Origin of the sequence: Micromonospora maris AB-18-032, assembly GCF_000204155.1 — a bacterium.
Taxonomy (GTDB): domain Bacteria; phylum Actinomycetota; class Actinomycetes; order Mycobacteriales; family Micromonosporaceae; genus Micromonospora; species Micromonospora gifhornensis.
The window spans coordinates 5,453,233-5,469,843 of record NC_015434.1; the positions used below are offsets into that span (position 1 = coordinate 5,453,233).

Consider the following 16,611-nt stretch of genomic DNA (forward strand, 5'->3'; position numbering starts at 1 on the left):
GTTCGATGGGGTGGGGAGGGACGGGTCACCGTTTTCCGAAGAAGACCCGGGACATCACGCTCGGCTTCATCAGCGCCGTGGGTGGATCGACGAGACCGGCCGTACGCAGGAAGGCCGCCGAGAGCACGCCGTCGGAGGCGGCGGCCGCCTGAACCCGGGGTATGTAGCTGTTGCCCAGGCGGGTCTTCAGCGTCCGTTTGCCCACCACACCGGGGAAGCCCAGGTCGGCGCCGGCGGCCATGTCCCACGGCGCGTCGACGATCGCGGACAGATCCCGGAAGTACGCCCGGGGCTGCGGCACCCCCTTGGCGAGGTGTTTGCCCAGCACTGTCGCGCCGATCGCGGCGACGGTCATGCCCTGGCCGTACACCGGGTTGAAGACCGCTGCCGCGTCGCCGATGGCGAGCAGGCCGTCGGGCAGCCGGCTCATCCGCTCGTAGCGGCGCCGGATGCTGGCCGGGAAGTGGAACATCGCCGGGGCGCCCATCGGCTCCGCGTCGCGGAGCGCCTTGTAGATCTCGGGCACCGGCAGGGACTTGGCGTACTCCAGGTAGCCGTGCATGTCTGTCGGCGGCTTCTCGCCGAGGATGCCGGTCAGCGACAGGGCGTACCGGTCGGGCAGCCGGGCGAAGATCGCGCCTCGGGGCATTCCCGGTGTGGCCACCGGCAGCAGGGCGATGTCGTCGCCGATCGGGTCGAAGTTCAGCGGGCCGTGGAAGTGGCAGGTGGTGTAGGTCAACTCCATCTTGACCCGTTCCTCGGGCACGCTCGGGTAGCCGAGTTGCTCCAGCCACCTGGGCGTCCGGGTGCCGCGGCCGGTGGCGTCGACGACCAGGTCGGCGTCGAGCACCTCCGGTTCGGCGGCGTCGTGCGCCTGGACGCGGACGCCGGTGATCCGGTCGCGGCCGGGTGCGGCGACCAGGTCGACGATGTCGGTGCGCTCGCGGTAGGTCACGTTGGGCAGCGCCCTGACCCGGCCGCGCAGGCGGGACTCCAGCAGCGGCCTCCCGGCGGCGACACAGATCAGGCCGGTCTCCGCCTTCTGGATCATCCTGCCGTTGAAGTACCAGCTCAGGCTCGTGCCGAAGTCGCCGATCGGTACGCCGATCGAGGCGAGTTCGTCGGTGAAGCCGGTGAACAGCTCGTCCAGGATCTGCTGTCCCCGGGCCAGCAGAGCGTGGATGTGGTGGCCCTGGGGCACGGCGCGACGCGAGTCGTCCTCCGGCCCGATGAGGGTGTCGCGATCAATCAGTGTCACCTGCCGGTAGTGGTCCGAGAGCAGGCGGGCCGCGAGCGATCCCGCAACACTGCCCCCCAGGACGACGGCGTGGTCACCGAGATAGTCAGCCATCCGCGTGGCCCCCATCCGGAATTGATGTTCTCGATTGTCGGAAGCCATTCTTGTCAACTTCTCATCGACGTACATCTCGCATATTGCTGCGACATTCGCAGCCAGTGGGCCTTCTCGGCGTCCGACTCGGATCGCTAGCATCGGCGTGCGAAACGCTCATGCGACTCACAGATGAAGCACGCCGCAACCATTTTCGGCAGCTTCGGGATTGCGCATTAATGTGCCGGTCCGTGCGGCCCGACAAAGGAGAACCCGTGGACGTCAGCCAGAAACCCACCCGTGACGAACTCCGCCGGCGCGCGGCCGACCTGGTGCCCGTGCTGCGGGCCAACGCCCTGGCGTCGGAGCGCAATCGCGGGCTGACCGACGAGACCGTGCAGGCGATGACCGAAGCCGGGATCTTCCGGCTACGCATTCCGGAACGGTTCGGCGGCTACGCCTGCGACACCCGGACCCTCGTCGACGTCGGCATCGAACTCGGTCGTGGTGACGGATCGGCTGCCTTCAACACGGCCGCCTGGTGGATCATGTCGTGGAACGTCGGCATGTTCCCCGACGAGGTGCAGGAGGAGGTCTTCACCTCTCCGGACGTACGCGTCTGCGGCACGCTGGCCCCGACCGCGATGGCGGTGCCCAAGGACGGCGGCATCGTGGTGTCCGGGCAGTGGAACTTCAACAGCGGCGCCGCGCACAGCCAGTGGAAGCTGCTGTCGGCGATCCTGCCCGACGGTGAGGGCGGTGCGGAGCCGGTCCTGGCGATCGCGCCGATGAGCGCCTTCGAGGTCGAGGACGACTGGGAGGTCTCCGGTCTGCGGGGCACCGGCAGCGTCACCCTGCGGACGCAGGATCTGTTCATCCCCACCGCGAAGTACATCAAGATCAGCGCGTTGATGCAGCAGCAGTACGCGTCCGTCCTCAACCGCGACCTGCCGATCTATCGCGGTCCGATGGTCGGTGCCGTCTCCGCCGCCACCACCGGCAAGATCGTCGGCCTGGCCCAGGCGGCGCGGGAGGCGTTCTTCGAGCGGGTACCCGGCCGCCCGATCACCAACACCGGGTACGCCAGCCAGATCGAGGCACCGGTCACGCACCTTCAGGTCGCCGACGCCGACCTGAAGATCGACGAGGCGGAGTACCACGCCCGGCGGCTCGCCGAGATGGTCGACGGGAAGGGCCTGCGGGCCGAGCCATGGAGCCTGAAGGAGCGCGCGTACGCCCGGATGGCGGTGGGCCGTGTCTGCCAGTTGGGCATGGACGCGGTGAACATCTACGCCATGGCCAGCGGCGCGTCCTCGATCTACTCGACCATCCCGATCCAGCGCATCCAGCGCGACATGCAGACGATCAACCTGCACGCGCTGAACCTGCCCAGCACCAACCTGGAGTTGTACGGCCGGATCCTGTGCGGCCAGGAACCCAACACCTTCTTCGTCTGAGCGTCACCCGAAACCGCTGGCCACCCTGCACGGACGGTGGCCAGCGGTTCAGGCTCGGTGCTCCTGGACGGGCCGCGCCCCCGCGCCCCGGCCGGCGGGCTCAGCCCTGGCGGATCTTGGCGGCGAAGGCGCGCAGGTCGCCGACGAACAGATCCGGCACCTCCATCGCCGGGAAGTGGCCGCCCCGGTCGTACTCGCTCCACTGCACGATGTTCGGCAGCCCACGCTCGGCGAAACGCCGGATCGGCTGGCCCACGTCGTACGGAAACACCGCGACGCCGAACGGTAACGGCGGCGGTGGCAGCTCGGGCGGCGGCGTGGTGGCGATGGGCAGCAGTGCCGCGTTCTCGTAGTAGAAGTGCGCCGAGGACGCCCCGGTCGAGGTCAACCAGTACAGCATCACGTTTGTCAGCATCCGGTCCCGGTCGACAGCGTCCTCGGGCACCTTCGCCGAGTCGGTCCAGTCCTTGAACTTCTCCACGATCCAGGCCAACTGCCCCACCGGCGAATCCGTCAGGCCGTACCCCAACGTCTGCGGCCGGGTCGACTGGATGTAGAGGTGTCCGGCCAGCTGCCCGCTGGTACGCCAGAACTGGTAGAGCCGCTCCTGCTCCGCCTCGGTCAGCTGGGCCAGCTCGGACTCGGTCACCGCCGGGGTGGGCAGGAAGTTGAGATGCCCGCCGAGCACATGCTCGTGGTCCATGCCCGCCAGCATCACGGTGACCCAGGACCCGAAGTCCCCACCCTGAGCCACGTACCGGTCATAACCCAACCGGGCCATCAACTGCGCCCACGCCCCGGCCACCCGCGGCATGCTCCACCCCGGCTCACGCAACGGACCCGACAACCCGAACCCCGGCAACGTCGGAATCACCAGATGAAACGCATCCTCCGGACTACCACCATGCGCCCGCGGATCAGTCAACGGACCAATCACATCCAGATACTCCACGAACGACCCCGGCCAACCATGCGTGATGATCATCGGCGTCGCATCCGGCTCCGGCGAACGCACATGCACGTAATGGATGTTCGCGCCGTCGATCTCGGTGGTGAACTGCGGCAACCGGTTCAACTCGGCCTCGGCGGCCCGCCAGTCATAGCCGGCCCGCCAGTACTCGGCCAACGTGCGCAGATAGCCGACCGGCGCACCACGATCCCACCCTGCGCCGGGCATCTCCCCCGGCCAGCGCGTCGCGGCTAATCGCCGGTCCAGGTCGTCGAGGGCTTCCTGCGGAACTTCGATGCGGTACGGAACCATTCAACACTCCTCACAGGACGGAGCAGCGCCGCACGTCATCAACCGGAACACTCGAAGGATCAGCGCGAAGGCGATAGACGGCGACGCCGGACCTCACGGTCAACGGCACTCGTATCCCCACTCTAGTTCCGGACCAGACCGTCGATAACCCTCCCAACCACCTGGAATAGCGCACTACGGAGGAAATGCATCGCAAGGCATCACATTTCCATACCGGACAATCCCATCACCGGGCGTATCTCGACCCGGCCGTCACCGGCCGCGGGCAGTCGAGCGGCCACCTCGACGGCGCGCTGCGGACTGTCGACGTCCACGACCAGGAAGCCCGCCAGGTGGCTGCGGGCCGGCACCACGGGCCCGTCGGTCGCCAACAGGGCTCCGCCGCTGCGGCGTACTGTCGTGCTGGTGATCGGGTCGGCCAGCGCGGACGCGGCGATCAGTTCGCCCGACTCCGTGATCTCCCGCAGCAGCTTGGCGAAAGCCGCGGCCCGGGCGTCGCACAGGTCGACGTCGGTGCCGCTGGGCAGGAACATCGGATGCACCCAGCTGTCGGGATCACTGTGGATCAGCAGGACATATCTCACGCCACTCCTCCGCCCGGGCACCGCCGCGGCCCCCTCTCAAGAGGGTCGGATCAGCGGCCCCTGGTTCGACATCACGGCGGGCTCACCGGCCCCGTGGTGCCGCTGTCGCGGCGATTCACCGCCGATCATCGGGACTGCCGCACACCGCCGTCGTGAGCCTCCCGACGGCCGCTCACGCAGCGCCTCACCAGCCGCTCCGAACTGCGCATTCTGCGAAATGCACACCCCCGGGCCGGCCAGTGATGATGTGGCGGTCGAGACGGCCAGACAATGAGAGGCGACGATATGATCGACAGCACGACGACGCCGCACGCCTCGGTCATCATTCCCACCTACAACCGCGCCGACCTGCTGCGTCTCATGCTGGAGCAGCTCACCCGACAGACTCAGCCGCTGTCGGACTTCGAGGTGATCGTCTCCGACGACGGCTCCGCCGACGACACGGCCGACGTGGTGGCCTCGTTCAGCGAACGCCTGCGCCTGAAGTACTGCTTCCAGGAGGACCTGGGCGACCGGGTCAGCCTCGCCCGCAACCGCGGCGCCGCCATCGCCGAGGCGGAAATCCTGATCTTCCTGGACGGCGGCGGGATGCTCGCGCCGGACCTGGTCGAGCGGCACATCTCGGCGCACGTCGGCGCCCCACGGCGCAGCGTCCTGGGCTACGGCTGGGGCTACGACCCGCGCTATCCCGCGCTGGAGGGGCTGGACCGGGACCTGGCAACGATGCGCCCGGAAGAGGTGCTCGCCAAGTACCGCGACCTGCCTGCCTTCCGCGACGTACGGCACGACGCGTTGGCCGCGTACGACTTCGAACTCGAAGCGATGCCCCTGCCCTGGCAGCTGTTCTTCGCCCTCAACGTGTCCATGCGGGCCGAGGACTTCCACGCCGTGGGTGGCTTCGACGAGTCGATGACCGGTTGGGGCGGCGAGGACCTGGAAATGGGGTTCAAGCTGCTCCGCGCCGGGGTCGCCCCGCACTTCGACAAGGACAACTGGATCATCGAGTGGCCGCACGAGCGGGACATGACCAAGCGGTGGCCGGAGATGGTGGCCAACACCTTCAAGTTCCTGCGCAAGTACCCCGAGCCGGTCATCGAGATCGGCTACGTGCTGTGTGTCGCCAACGAGTACTGGCGTTGGGAACAGTGCTGGCTGGATCTGGAGCGCTGGTCGCAGCAGGTGGCCGAGGTCGACGTCGCCGCCGAGCTCGCGCAGGCCGCGACCCGGATCGGTCCCGGTGAGCGGATCGCCGTGTTCGGTGCCGGTGGCGTGCTGCCCCCGCAGCTGCCGCCGTCGTTCGTGGCCGACTTCGACGCCGCGCTGGTGCGGCAGGCCACCGCAGACACTCCGCACACCCCGCTGCACGCGCTGGGGGTGCGGACCCTGCTGGAGGACCAGTCGGTCGACACGGTGCTGATCACGTCGCGGCTGGCCGGGCTCTGGGACACCTGGCGCGGACACGTCCTGGCCGAGGCGCAGCGCATCGGGCGCAAGGTGGAACTGCTCGACCCCGGCATGACGGCCGGCTGACACAGACCAGAACGAGGGGCCGCCCACCGGACGGCCCCTCGTCTTTGTCGCCTCAGCGGTACGCGCGTGCCTGCAGCTCGAACAGCTCCGCGTACAGGCCGTTGGCGGCGACGAGCGACGCGTGGTCGCCCACCTCGGCCACCGTGCCGTCGCGCAGCACGATGATCAGATCGGCCATCCGCACCGTCGAGAACCGGTGCGAGACGAACAGGGTGATGGCGCCGGAGGCGCGCGACACCCGTCCCGCCTGCTCGGTGAACCGTTCGAACAGTGCGTGCTCGGCGGCCGGGTCCAGGGCCGAGGCCGGTTCGTCCAGCACCAGCAGCAGCGGTTCACCGCGCATCATCGCCCGACCTAGCGCGAGGCGCTGCCACTGACCGCCGGACAGCTCCTGGCCGTCGGTCCAGCTGCGGCCCAGTTGGGTGTCGAGTCCGTCGGGCAACGTGTCGACCACCGGCGTGGCCTGGGCCCGGTCCAGGGCGTCGCGTACGTGCGGCACCGAGTCGGCGTGCGGCAGGTCGCCGAGGCCGACGCTCTGGCGCAGGGTGAACTCGTACCGGGCGAAGTCCTGGAAGCCGGCCGAGATGCGTTCCCGCCACCGTTGCGGCGACACCGCCGTCAGATCGACGCCGTCGACCAGCACCTGCCCGCTGGTGGGCTGGTAGAAGCCGCACAGCAGCTTGACAAGTGTGGACTTGCCCGCGCCGTTCTCCCCCACCACAGCCACCCGGGTCCCGGCCGGGATGTCCAGGTTGACGTCACGCAGCACCTCCCGGCCGGTGCCGTGATAGGCGAAGGACACGTCACGCAGTGAGATGCCGGTACGCAGCCGCTCGGGCAGATCCTGCTCGGCCGCGCCCAGGTCCGCCGCGGCGACGTCGGCGCTCAACCGCCGCAGCCGGATGAACGCGGCGGAGATGCGCTGCAGCGTCTGCAGCAGGGTCACCGCCGTGGTGACCTGCTGGTTCACCTGCACCGCGAGGACGATCACCAGCACCACGTCGCCGACACCACCCCGGCCGGTCATCGCGTCGCGTACGACAAGCAGCACCGCCGCGACGTAGGCCAGCGCGAACACGACCTGCCCCACCGCGTGGACCCCGGTGGCCAGGAAGTGTCCCCGGGTCAGGCCGCGGGTGGCCCGTTCCCACTGCTGCTCGTGCCGGGCGGTCAGTTCGTCGCCGAGTTGGAACACGCGCAGCTCGCCGGCGACCTTGGCCGACGTGGACTGGTGGAACAGGTTCAGCGCGACACGGGTCGGCTCGGCGGTCGCCGTACGGGCCCGGTCCCGGATCCGCTCGGCCACCCGGCCCGCCACCAGCGGCGGCAGCGCCGCCAGCGGCAACAGCAGCAGCAGCGGGTTGACCCCGGCCAGCAGCACGCCGGTGACGGCCATGGCCAGCACCAGGCCGAGCCCGTTCATCAGGGCGTCCATCGCGCCCTCCAACTGCCGACCCTCCCGGCGCAGCACGGTGATCTCGTCGGCCAGCTCCGGCCGGTCGTGATGCTCGATGCCCGGCGAGCCGTTCGACACGGTCATCAGCTGCTCGTCGAAGTCCTCCTCGGCCATCTCCGCCAGCTCGAAGTACGCGATGTGGGCGAAGTGGGAGAAGGTGAGCATCGCGATTGCCAGCGCCGCCACGAGCAGGCCGCTGCGGGTCGCGGCGGCGGCCTGACCGGTGACGACCTGGCCGGTCATCTGACCCAGCACGTACGCCATCAGCGGGGCCGCGGCCGCACCGGCCAGCACCAGGACGACGGAGAGCGCGGCACGGCGACGGTCCAACCGCCACGCCGTGGCCAGCAGCCGCCCGGAACCGCGGATCGCCTCGATCATGCGTCCACCTCCGCGGTCGCGAACCGGTCGGCCTGGAGGCTGAACAGCTGGTGGTAGCGGCCACCCGCGGCCATCAGCTCCTCGTGGGTGCCCTGTTCCACCACGTCGCCGTCGGCCAGCACGACGATGTTGTCGGCGCGGCGCACGCTGGAGAACCGGTGTGAGATCAACAAGGTGGTCGCTCCCTGGGTGAGGTCCGCGAACTCGTCGAAGAACTGCGCCTCGGCCCGTACGTCAAGGCTGGCGGTCGGTTCGTCGAGGATCACCACGGGTGCGCCGTGGTGCAGCGCGAACAGCGCCCGGGCCAGCGCCACGCGCTGCCACTGCCCGCCGGACAGGTCGACGCCGCCGGTGAGGTGCCGGGCCAGCGGCGTGTCCTCGCCCTGCGGCAGCTCGGCGAGCAGCTCACCCAGGCCGACCGCTGCGGCGGCACGTCGCACGCCGTCACGGTCGGACTGGGCCGCGACGGCACCGAAGGCGATGTTGTCGGCGGCCGACGCCTCGAACCGGGCGAAGTCCTGGAAGATGATGCCGAGCCGGGCCCGCCACTGGTCCACGGTGTAGGTCCGGATGTCGACGCCGTCGACCAGGATCGCGCCGCTGTCCGGTTCGTAGAGCCGGGCCAGCAGCTTGACGATTGTGGTCTTGCCGGCGCCGTTGACCCCCACCAGCGCGGTGCACCGGCCGACCGGGATGGTCAGGTTCAGACCGGACAGGGTCGGTCGGTCCTGACCCGGGTAGCGGAAGGTGACGTCCTGGAAACGGATCTCCGAGACCGGTTCCGGGGCGGGTGGCGCCGCAGTGGGCTGGGCGTCGACCGGGGCGGTGGCGTCGATGCGGGCGGTGAACTTCTGCAGCGCCCGGTAGCCGTAGATGCCGATGCAGGTCTGGGAGTCGGCCTCGCCGTAGTACTCCGACAGCCGCAGCGCCCCGAGGGAGGACTGCACCACCAGCACGAACGCGGTGAGGGTGATCCCGTCGGCGGCGGACGCGCCCAGGCCGGCGAACAACGCGCCGGTCACGAGCACACCCCACACCGCGAACCACACGAACGGCCACAGGTACACCCGGCGGCGCGCGGCCCGCACCGGCCCCAGCAGTTGGGCGTACGCGTCGGCGAGCTGCTCGCGCAGCCAGCCGATCAGCCCGAACACCCGGATCTCCTTGCCGGCCGTGCTGTCGACGGCCAAGCCGCGCACGTAGTCGAGCCGACGGGACGCGCCCGCCGCGGCGAACCGCACCTTGGCGTATCTGCGCAGGCCGCCGCGCTGCCCATGGCGGAACAGCAGCACGACTGTGACCAGCCCGGCCGCGGCGAGCCAGGAGAAGACGACCCCCACCACCACCGCGTAGCCGGCCAGTGAGGTGTACCGGGCCAGCAGCGCCAGCAGGCCCGGCACGGCCTGTCCCGGGCTCTGGAAGCCGAACTCCAGCTCGCGTGCGGCGTTGCGCAGATCGTCGAGCGTGTCCCGGTCCTCCAGCGGGCCGATGCCGGGGCTGCGCAGCGACGCCTCCATCAGGGTGCGGAAGAGTGCGCCGTCGACGCGGCGGGCGGCCAGTTCGCGCAGCAGCGCGACCACCGGGGCCAGCAGTTGCTGGCCCACGAAAGCCGCCGCGCCGATCAGGAACGTCTGCACCAGCGACGCCCACTCGGGCGAGTCGAGGCCCGCCTCGACGGCACCGGGAACCTTGCCGAGCATGATGCTGGTGGCGATGACGAACACCACCGGCAGTACGCCGAGGACCAGGTTGACCGCGGCCAGCGCGGCGATCAGGCCGGCCCCGGCGTGCCGGAACAGCTTGACGATCTCCCACCGCTCGGCGGCTCGTCGGGCGAGCCAGCTCATCGGGCGGCCGCCTGCGCTTCGTACTCGGCGCAGCTGGGCAGCCCTTCGGCCTTGATCACGTCGTTGATGTTGAACGGGTTGACCTCCAGGCTGGTGTACCGGTGCAGCAGCCGGGTGATCGGGGTGTCGTACTTGTCGGCCATGTAGGCGTAGTTGTACGCCTCCTCGCTCTTGCTGGCGCCCGGGTGCGGCATGTGCACCGCCGCCGCGGCACGGCTGAGGGCGACGTACGCGCCAGCGCGGTGCAGCCGGTAGCCGAGGTCGCAGTCCTCCCCGCCCCAACCGCGGAACCCCTGGTCGAACATGCCGACCTCGCGGATCATCTCGGTGGGGGCGGACACGTTGCAGGTCCAGAAGATCGACCACGGGGCGGGCTCGGTGCCGAAGTCGTCGCCGTACTTGGCGTAGTACTCCTCGCGGAAGTCCGGCAGTCGCCCGTCGGCACGCAACCAGGCGATGAGTTCGTCGGCGTCGGAGCGGTCGAGGATCTGCTCCATCCGGGCGGCGTCCTCGGCCGAGACGTCGTGGTGCGGGGTGTAGGCCCAGACGTACCCGATCAGCGCGAGCGGGCCGTCGGCCGCCTCGTGGGCCTCGACGTGCGCACGCAGGCAGTCGGGGGCGGCCACGACGCCGTCGTCGAGGAACACGCACACCTCGCCGCGGGCGGCGGTGATCCCCATGTTGCGGGCGGCGGAGACCCGCGCCCCGAGATCCTCCTGGTAGAGGTGGTGGACGTCGATCCGGTCGGCGTAGCCGACGACCATGTCGCCGGTGCCGTCGGAGGATCCGTCGTCGCACACGAGCACCTCGAAATCGGTACGCGGCAACGTCTGCCGGGTGAGCGAGTCGAGGGTTCGGCGCAGCAGTTCTCTGCGGTTGTAGGTCGAGATCACGACGCTGCATTTCGGCACGGCTGACTCCTGCGGGCAACGGATCGGCCTACGGCCGGTCTGCGGGCTCATTGGTTGTCACGGCGACGCCTGGCGCCCCGTCACAGGTGAGTCGTTGCCGCGGTGGCGGATTTCGACAGACCCGAGTGCGCACTCCCGAAGTGGCGCGCTGTCGATGCGGCCCGCGCCCCGCCCGCAGGCCGCCCGGCCCGCACCGCAGACCGTGCGGTACGGACCGGGCCGGTACGCGGTCAGCTGATCTGACAGGTCGTGCCGTTGAGGCGGAACTCGCTCGGACGGTTGTTGGTGCCGGAGTAGGTGGCCTGGAAGCCGAAGCTCGCCGTGCCGTTGGTGGGCAGTGCGGCGTTCCACGCGGCGTTGCGTGCGGTCACGGTCTGCCCCGACTGGGTGACCTGGGCATTCCAACCGCCGGTCACCTGCTGGTTGCCGCTGAACGACCACGTCAGGGTCCAACCGTTGAGCGCCGCGCCCCGGTTGGTGACCCGCACCTCGGCGGTGAAGCCGGTGTTCCACTGGTTGACCGTCCAACTCACCGTGCACTCCGCCGGCCCGGGCGGCGGCGTGGTCGGGGGCGGCGTGGTGGGCGGTGGGGTGGTCGGCGGCGGCGTGGTGGGCGGGGGCGTGGTCGGTGGCGGAGTGGTGTCCCGGGGTGGGAAGCGCAGGATCCGGTCGTCGCTGCCCGCCGGGGTGCCCCGGCCGTCGCGGTTGCTGGTGGTGACCCAGAGCCAGCCGTCCGGGCCGTACTCGACGGTGCGCAGCCGGCCGTACGTGCCGACCAGTTCCGCGGTCGGGGTGCCCACCGAGCCGGTGCCGGTCAGCGGCACGTTCCACAGGCGGTTGCCGCGCAGGGCGGCCACGAAGAGCCGGTCCCCGGCGATGGTGGCGCCGCTCGGTGACGCCTCGGCGGGCGTCCAGGTGATCAGCGGGTCCCGGAAGCGGGGGTCGCCGGCCCGGCCCTCGACGGTGGGCCAGCCGTAGTTGCCGCCCGCCACGATCAGGTTGACCTCGTCCCAGGTGTTCTGGCCGAACTCGGTGGCATACAGTCGACCCTGGGCGTCCCAGGCCAACCCCTGCACGTGTCGGTGGCCGAGGCTGTAGACGGGCGAGCCCGCGATCGGGTTGTCCGGCGGCACCGAGCCGTCCGGTCGGATCCGCAGGATCTTGCCGTTGCGGCTCTGTGGGTTCTGTGCGGTGGCCGTCTGTCCCGCGTCACCGACTCCGACGTAGAGCATGCCGTCGGGGCCGAAGGCGATCCGGCCGCCGTTGTGGATCGACGCTCGGGCCAGTCCGGTGAGGATCGTCTGCTGGGTCTGCGGGGCGGTGAGCCGGAAGCGGGAGATGCGGTTGTCGGTGGCGGTCGTGAAGTAGACGTAGATCCAGCCGTCCTGCGCGTAGGTCGGGGAAACCGCGAGGCCGAGCAGGCCGCCCTCACTGGTGGCGCTCACGCCGGAGATCTGCACGATCGACTCGGATGGCTGGCCGGGCCGGACCCGGACGACCTGCCCGGTGGGGCGCTGGGCGACCAGCGCACTGCCGTCGGGAAGGAAGTCCATCCCCCAGGGCACCTGGAGCCCGGTGGCGACCGTCTCCGGCCGGGTGAAGTCGAAGTCACCGACGGCGAGCGCTGCGGGTGCCGGGTCCGCCCCGGCACCGGACGGACGTTCAGCGCTCGGGACCGCGCCGGCCAGCCCGCCGAGGCCGACGCTGCCGGCGACCAGGCCGGCGGTGAGTGCGGTTCCGACTGCGAGTCGGATTCTCATGCCACCCCCTCTGATATCGGCATTGATCAATGCATATTACGTGACGCGCAGGTGCCCGGCGACCGGGGCGGCATGATCATCGATTTGCGGGTCGGCGCGGCGACCCCGCTGCCGTTCATCGGACAAGAGCCCAGGTCCGACAACTCGCCCGACACTGAACGTCACCCATCGACCTCGCATTATGTTATTCTCCGGCTTCGATTTCTCAGCGCGTACCCGGATCGGGTCGTTTGTCGCGAAGGACGCTCTTACCCGATGCCGGCCCTGGCCACCCTGACCGCGCCACCCACCACAGTCGACTCACCGGCGACCGGGGCCTTCGCGTTCACCTTCACCCGCCTGCCGGCGCTGCTGCGGCTCTCCTGCGGCCTGGTCTGCGCGGCGGTGGCGCTCGCCGTGCGCACCCCGCCGGTCCGCACCGACCTGCTCGTGCCCGCCGTGGCCGTGCTGACCGTCTGGTCGATCTGGTACGCGACGCGGGCCTGGCACCACGGCATCGACGCACCCCTGGTCGTCGGCGACCTGACGCTCACCATCGCCGCCTGTCTGGCGATCCCGGTGCTTGTCGCACCGGAGGTGCTGCCCGGCGAGGCGAGCTGGATCGCCGTCCTGGCCAGCACCACAGTGATCAACACGCAGGCCACCGCCCCGGCCCGCTGGTCCATCCCGACGGGGCTGCTGGTCGCCGCCGCCTACGCGACCGGCGCGCACGCGGCCGGCAACACCGCCGAGGCGCGCGCCCACGCGGTCACCCTGCTGGCCCAGGTCGCCTGCACGTCGATCCTGACCGCGGTGATGCGCCGCCGGGTGGCGCGGGCCGACGCCGACTTCGTGGCCAACCAGCGCGCCTCCCGGGCGGCGCTTGTCGCCCGCACCGCCCGGGAGGCGGAGCGCCAGCAGAACCGCGACCTGCACGACACCGTCCTGGCCACATTGACCATGGTCGGGCAGGGCGTGGTCACCGGCTCGTCGGCGGCGCTGCGGGAACGGTGCGCCGCTGATCTGCGTACCCTCGCCACCCTGGCCGAGGCCCGGTCGGTGCCGGCGGACGCGACCCGGCGGCTGGACGAACGTCTGCGGGAGATGCTCGCCCGCCTGCCCGGCCTGCCGGTCAACGCGGACCTGCCGCCGTGCACGCTCCCGGCCGCGGTGGCCGAGGTGATCGCGGAGAGCGCACACGCGGCGCTGTCCAACGTGGCCCGGCACGCGCCCGGCGCCGCCACCATGCTGCGCCTGCGCACCCGTGCCGGCCGCGTCACGGTCGAGGTACGCGACGAGGGCCCCGGCTTCGACCCGGCCACTGTCCCCGCCCACCGGTACGGGCTACGCGAGTCCGTCGTGGGACGGATGACGACCATCGGCGGCCGGGCCGAGGTGGACTCCGCGCCCGGTCAGGGCACCCGGATCCGGCTGGAGTGGTCGGATGTCAGCTGACCCGGAGGCGATCCGCCTGACCCCGGCGGTCATCCCCGTGACCGGCGGGTACGACGGCCGGGCAGCGACGACAGCGGTGAAGGTCGGCGTCGGGCAGGCGGCGGCTGCGGTGGCCCGGGTCTCCGACCGGGGTGCCCGGATCGTGGCGGTCACCATCGCGCTGGTCTGGCACCTCGCGATCGCGCTACCCGCCGTGCTCGGCGCCCGTACCCAACTGGCCGTGCCGCAGGTGGTGCTCGGTGCCTGGCTGCTGGTGGCGGCCGTCGGGCTGCTCGCCGGGGTCCGGCTGCTGCGGGACACTCCGCTGCCCACACCTCCGTTGGTCGGGCTGCTGCTCGCGGTCGACGTGGCGGTGTTCGCCACGGTGGGACGCGCGCAGTTGTTCAGCCCGGCCAACTGGGTCTGGGGCACCCTCGCCTGGTTCTTCCTGGTGGTGCTCTGGGGGCGGCCGGTCCGGTGGCTGCTCGCCCTGCTGGCCGCACACGCGGCCACCGCGCTGACCGCCGTCGTGCTCTACGCGGCCACCGGGGCGGCCGACCTGGCCCGCGCCGCGATGGCCCTCTACGGCACGTCGTCGCTGCCGGTGGCGGTCTTCGCCGGGGCGCTGATGCTCGGGTTGCTCCTGCGCGACCGGGCGGCCAGCGCCGCTGCCAGCAACGTGATGCTCGCCGAACGCGAGGCCGCCGAACGGGCCCGTGGCGAGCGGCGCGACCGGCTGGCCGTGGTCAGCGACGCCGCGACCGAGGTGTTGACCGAGTTGGCGCAGGGTCGGGCCGATCCGTCCGATCCGGACGTGCAGCGCCGGTGCGTACGCGCTGCGGCCCGGCTGCGGCGGCTGATCGCCGAATCCGACGACGTGCCCCATCCACTGCTGCACGAGTTGCGGGCGGCCGCCGATCTCGCCGAGCGGGACGGCCTGTCCATCGACCTTGTCACAATAGGTACACCACCACCACTGTCGGTGCAGGTCCGTCGCCGGCTGGTCGAACCGCTCACCGCCACGCTCGCCGACGAGCGGGACTGGGCGCGGCTGACCATCGTCGCCAATCCGGACGAGGTGGTGGTCAGCCTGGTCGTCCCGGACCGGGCCGGCCCGGACGCCACCGGTGGGCAGCCCGAGCAGGGCGACGGACAGGTGGAGTACCTCTACGAGCGGGACGGTGAGATCAGATGGACGCAGACGCGCTGGCGTCGATGACGCCGGGGCGGCCTGTCGGGGTGGCGATCGTGGACGATCACCCGGTGGTCGTCGACGGGGTGCGCGCCTGGCTGGCGACCGAGCCACGGTTGACAGTGCTGGCCACCGGTGACGATCCCGACGAGGTGCTGCGGGCCGCGCCCGAGGCCGACGTCGTCCTGCTCGACCTGCGGCTGCACGGCCGGCTCGTGCTGGACAAGCTGGCCGAGTTGAGCGCGGCCGGCAGACGCGTGGTGGTCTACTCGGAGCACTCGGATCCGCCGACGATCCTCGCCGCGCTGGACGCCGGGGCGGTGGCCTTCCTCGCCAAGCACGAGGGGCGGGAACACTGCGTGGCGACCGTACTGGACGCGGCGAGTGACCGCCCGTACGTGGCACCCGCGTTGGCCGGTGCGATGGTCGGCGACTCGCGGCCGGACCGCCCGATGCTGTCGGACAAGGAACGCGAGGCGCTGCTGCTGTGGTTCCAGTCGATGTCCAAGGCGTCGGTCGCGCGCCGGATGCGGATCAGCGAGCACACCGTCAAGCAGTACGTCGACCGAGCGCGGATCAAGTACAGCCGGGTGGGCAGGCCGGCTGCCACGAAGGCGGCCCTGCTGGCCCGGGCGATCGAGGACGGCCTCGTCCGACCGGAGGAGATCGGCATCTACCGGTCGCAGGCGTCGGCCGAGTGGCCGACCCCCTAACAGGCGTCATGACACCGCGGGCCGAATTGGGCGAGGCTCGTGCACAGATGCCGTCTGCACCGGAGGTTCGTCAGGATGCACGATGACGCGTCCCCATTCTTCATCGCGCCGCATCGGTTCGACGCGATGGACGACACCGGCCCGACCCTCGATCGGCGCCACGAACTGGTGCCGGCCAGCGACGAATGGATTCTCGGCCGGTGGCAGGTGGACGTGGCCGGCCACCTGCTCGGTCCCACCGAGTCCCGGCGTACCTGGGCGCTGCCGCACACGGTCACGGTGACCGTCACCGACCACCGGCTGGTGTACGTCGGCACCGGCCCGCAACTCGCCGTGGTCGGCGGCCGGCACCGGCGGGCCAGCTCGGGCCCGGTCAGCGGGCAGATCCGCTGGCAGTGGCCGTCCCGACTGGAGCTTTCGCCGTGCGGCCTGGACTCCCCTGCGCGCCTGCTGGTGGTCTGCGACGCACTGCGTACGATCCAGCAGCCGGCGCTCGCCCTGATCGGGCCGGACGCGCAGATCGCGCAGGTGAGCCAGGAGATCCGTCGCGCGGTGGCCACCTTCCGGCTGACCCGGCCCGAGTTGATGGACCTGTCCCCACCGGAACGCGACGCCCTGTCCCGGCTCGCCCTCGTCTCGCCCGTCCCCGGTCCGACGCGGGTGATCCTGCCCGGGTCGCTGCCGGTCGAGTTCCGCTCCCGGGACGACTACTACCGCCCACGCACCGCCGTGCAACTGCCGTACGGCGAGGCCTCGGGCCAACGGTAGGGCGCCGG

General features: G+C 70.9%; 13 protein-coding genes and 1 pseudogene. 6 read left to right on the plus strand and 8 right to left on the minus strand.

Annotation, left to right across the window (positions count from 1 at the left end):
• Positions 1 to 25 precede the first annotated feature (25 nt).
• Positions 26 to 1,258 carry an FAD-dependent oxidoreductase gene (locus VAB18032_RS24055; RefSeq protein ID WP_232510854.1) on the minus strand — a complete coding sequence of 411 codons (1,233 nt, stop codon included), beginning with the start codon at positions 1,256 to 1,258 and terminating at the stop codon, positions 26 to 28.
• 347 nt (positions 1,259 to 1,605) lie between these two features.
• Here VAB18032_RS24055 and VAB18032_RS24060 point away from each other — a divergent pair, with 347 nt between their 5' ends.
• A complete protein-coding gene (locus VAB18032_RS24060) occupies positions 1,606 to 2,787 on the plus strand; it encodes an acyl-CoA dehydrogenase family protein (RefSeq protein ID WP_013735530.1) in 1,182 nt (393 codons plus the stop codon).
• A gap of 100 nt (positions 2,788 to 2,887) precedes the next feature.
• Here the strand turns inward: VAB18032_RS24060 and VAB18032_RS24065 are convergent, their stop codons facing one another.
• Both VAB18032_RS24065 and VAB18032_RS24070 read right to left on the minus strand, forming a co-directional pair.
• The gene (locus tag VAB18032_RS24065) at positions 2,888 to 4,048 is read right to left on the minus strand and encodes an epoxide hydrolase family protein (protein WP_013735531.1); all 1,161 of its coding nucleotides are present in this window, start codon (positions 4,046 to 4,048) and stop codon (positions 2,888 to 2,890) included.
• Between the two features lie 200 nt (positions 4,049 to 4,248).
• Positions 4,249 to 4,632, minus strand: a complete 384-nt coding sequence (locus VAB18032_RS24070; protein ID WP_013735532.1) for a YciI family protein — start codon at positions 4,630 to 4,632, stop codon at positions 4,249 to 4,251.
• 285 nt (positions 4,633 to 4,917) lie between these two features.
• Here VAB18032_RS24070 and VAB18032_RS24075 point away from each other — a divergent pair, with 285 nt between their 5' ends.
• A complete protein-coding gene (locus tag VAB18032_RS24075; protein WP_013735533.1) occupies positions 4,918 to 6,162 on the plus strand; it encodes a glycosyltransferase in 1,245 nt (414 codons plus the stop codon).
• 52 nt (positions 6,163 to 6,214) lie between these two features.
• Here VAB18032_RS24075 and VAB18032_RS24080 read toward each other — a convergent pair whose 3' ends face one another.
• From VAB18032_RS24080 to VAB18032_RS24095, 5 genes and pseudogenes are all read right to left on the minus strand, one after another.
• A complete protein-coding gene (locus VAB18032_RS24080; protein ID WP_013735534.1) occupies positions 6,215 to 7,999 on the minus strand; it encodes an ABC transporter ATP-binding protein in 1,785 nt (594 codons plus the stop codon).
• Positions 7,996 to 9,846 (minus strand): ABC transporter ATP-binding protein, encoded by a 1,851-nt coding sequence (locus VAB18032_RS24085; RefSeq protein WP_013735535.1) that lies wholly within the window; start codon positions 9,844 to 9,846, stop codon positions 7,996 to 7,998. Before VAB18032_RS24085 ends, VAB18032_RS24080 begins: the two co-directional genes overlap by 4 nt.
• Positions 9,843 to 10,757: a glycosyltransferase gene (locus VAB18032_RS24090; protein ID WP_013735536.1), complete on the minus strand. Its 915-nt coding sequence runs from the start codon at positions 10,755 to 10,757 to the stop codon at positions 9,843 to 9,845. The genes VAB18032_RS24085 and VAB18032_RS24090 overlap by 4 nt, the downstream gene beginning before the upstream one ends.
• 230 nt (positions 10,758 to 10,987) lie before the next feature.
• Entirely contained in the window at positions 10,988 to 11,290 is a 303-nt protein-coding gene (locus tag VAB18032_RS33565; protein ID WP_415878020.1) for a cellulose binding domain-containing protein, read from the minus strand.
• Positions 11,291 to 11,413: 123 nt separating this feature from the next.
• A pseudogene (locus tag VAB18032_RS24095) lies at positions 11,414 to 12,517 on the minus strand (PQQ-dependent sugar dehydrogenase); the annotation flags it as partial.
• Between the two features lie 255 nt (positions 12,518 to 12,772).
• Here VAB18032_RS24095 and VAB18032_RS24100 point away from each other — a divergent pair.
• The 4 genes from VAB18032_RS24100 to VAB18032_RS24115 all read left to right on the plus strand — a co-directional run bounded on the left by VAB18032_RS24100 (position 12,773) and on the right by VAB18032_RS24115 (position 16,603).
• The gene (locus VAB18032_RS24100; protein ID WP_013735538.1) at positions 12,773 to 13,951 is read left to right on the plus strand and encodes a sensor histidine kinase; all 1,179 of its coding nucleotides are present in this window, start codon (positions 12,773 to 12,775) and stop codon (positions 13,949 to 13,951) included.
• The gene (locus VAB18032_RS24105) at positions 13,941 to 15,149 is read left to right on the plus strand and encodes a hypothetical protein (RefSeq protein WP_013735539.1); all 1,209 of its coding nucleotides are present in this window, start codon (positions 13,941 to 13,943) and stop codon (positions 15,147 to 15,149) included. Before VAB18032_RS24100 ends, VAB18032_RS24105 begins: the two co-directional genes overlap by 11 nt.
• On the plus strand, positions 15,122 to 15,835 hold the full coding sequence (locus VAB18032_RS24110) for a response regulator transcription factor (RefSeq protein ID WP_013735540.1): 714 nt from the start codon (positions 15,122 to 15,124) through the stop codon (positions 15,833 to 15,835). Before VAB18032_RS24105 ends, VAB18032_RS24110 begins: the two co-directional genes overlap by 28 nt.
• Positions 15,836 to 15,910: 75 nt before the next feature.
• Entirely contained in the window at positions 15,911 to 16,603 is a 693-nt protein-coding gene (locus tag VAB18032_RS24115) for a hypothetical protein (RefSeq protein WP_013735541.1), read from the plus strand.
• The last annotated feature ends 8 nt before the right edge of the window (positions 16,604 to 16,611 follow it).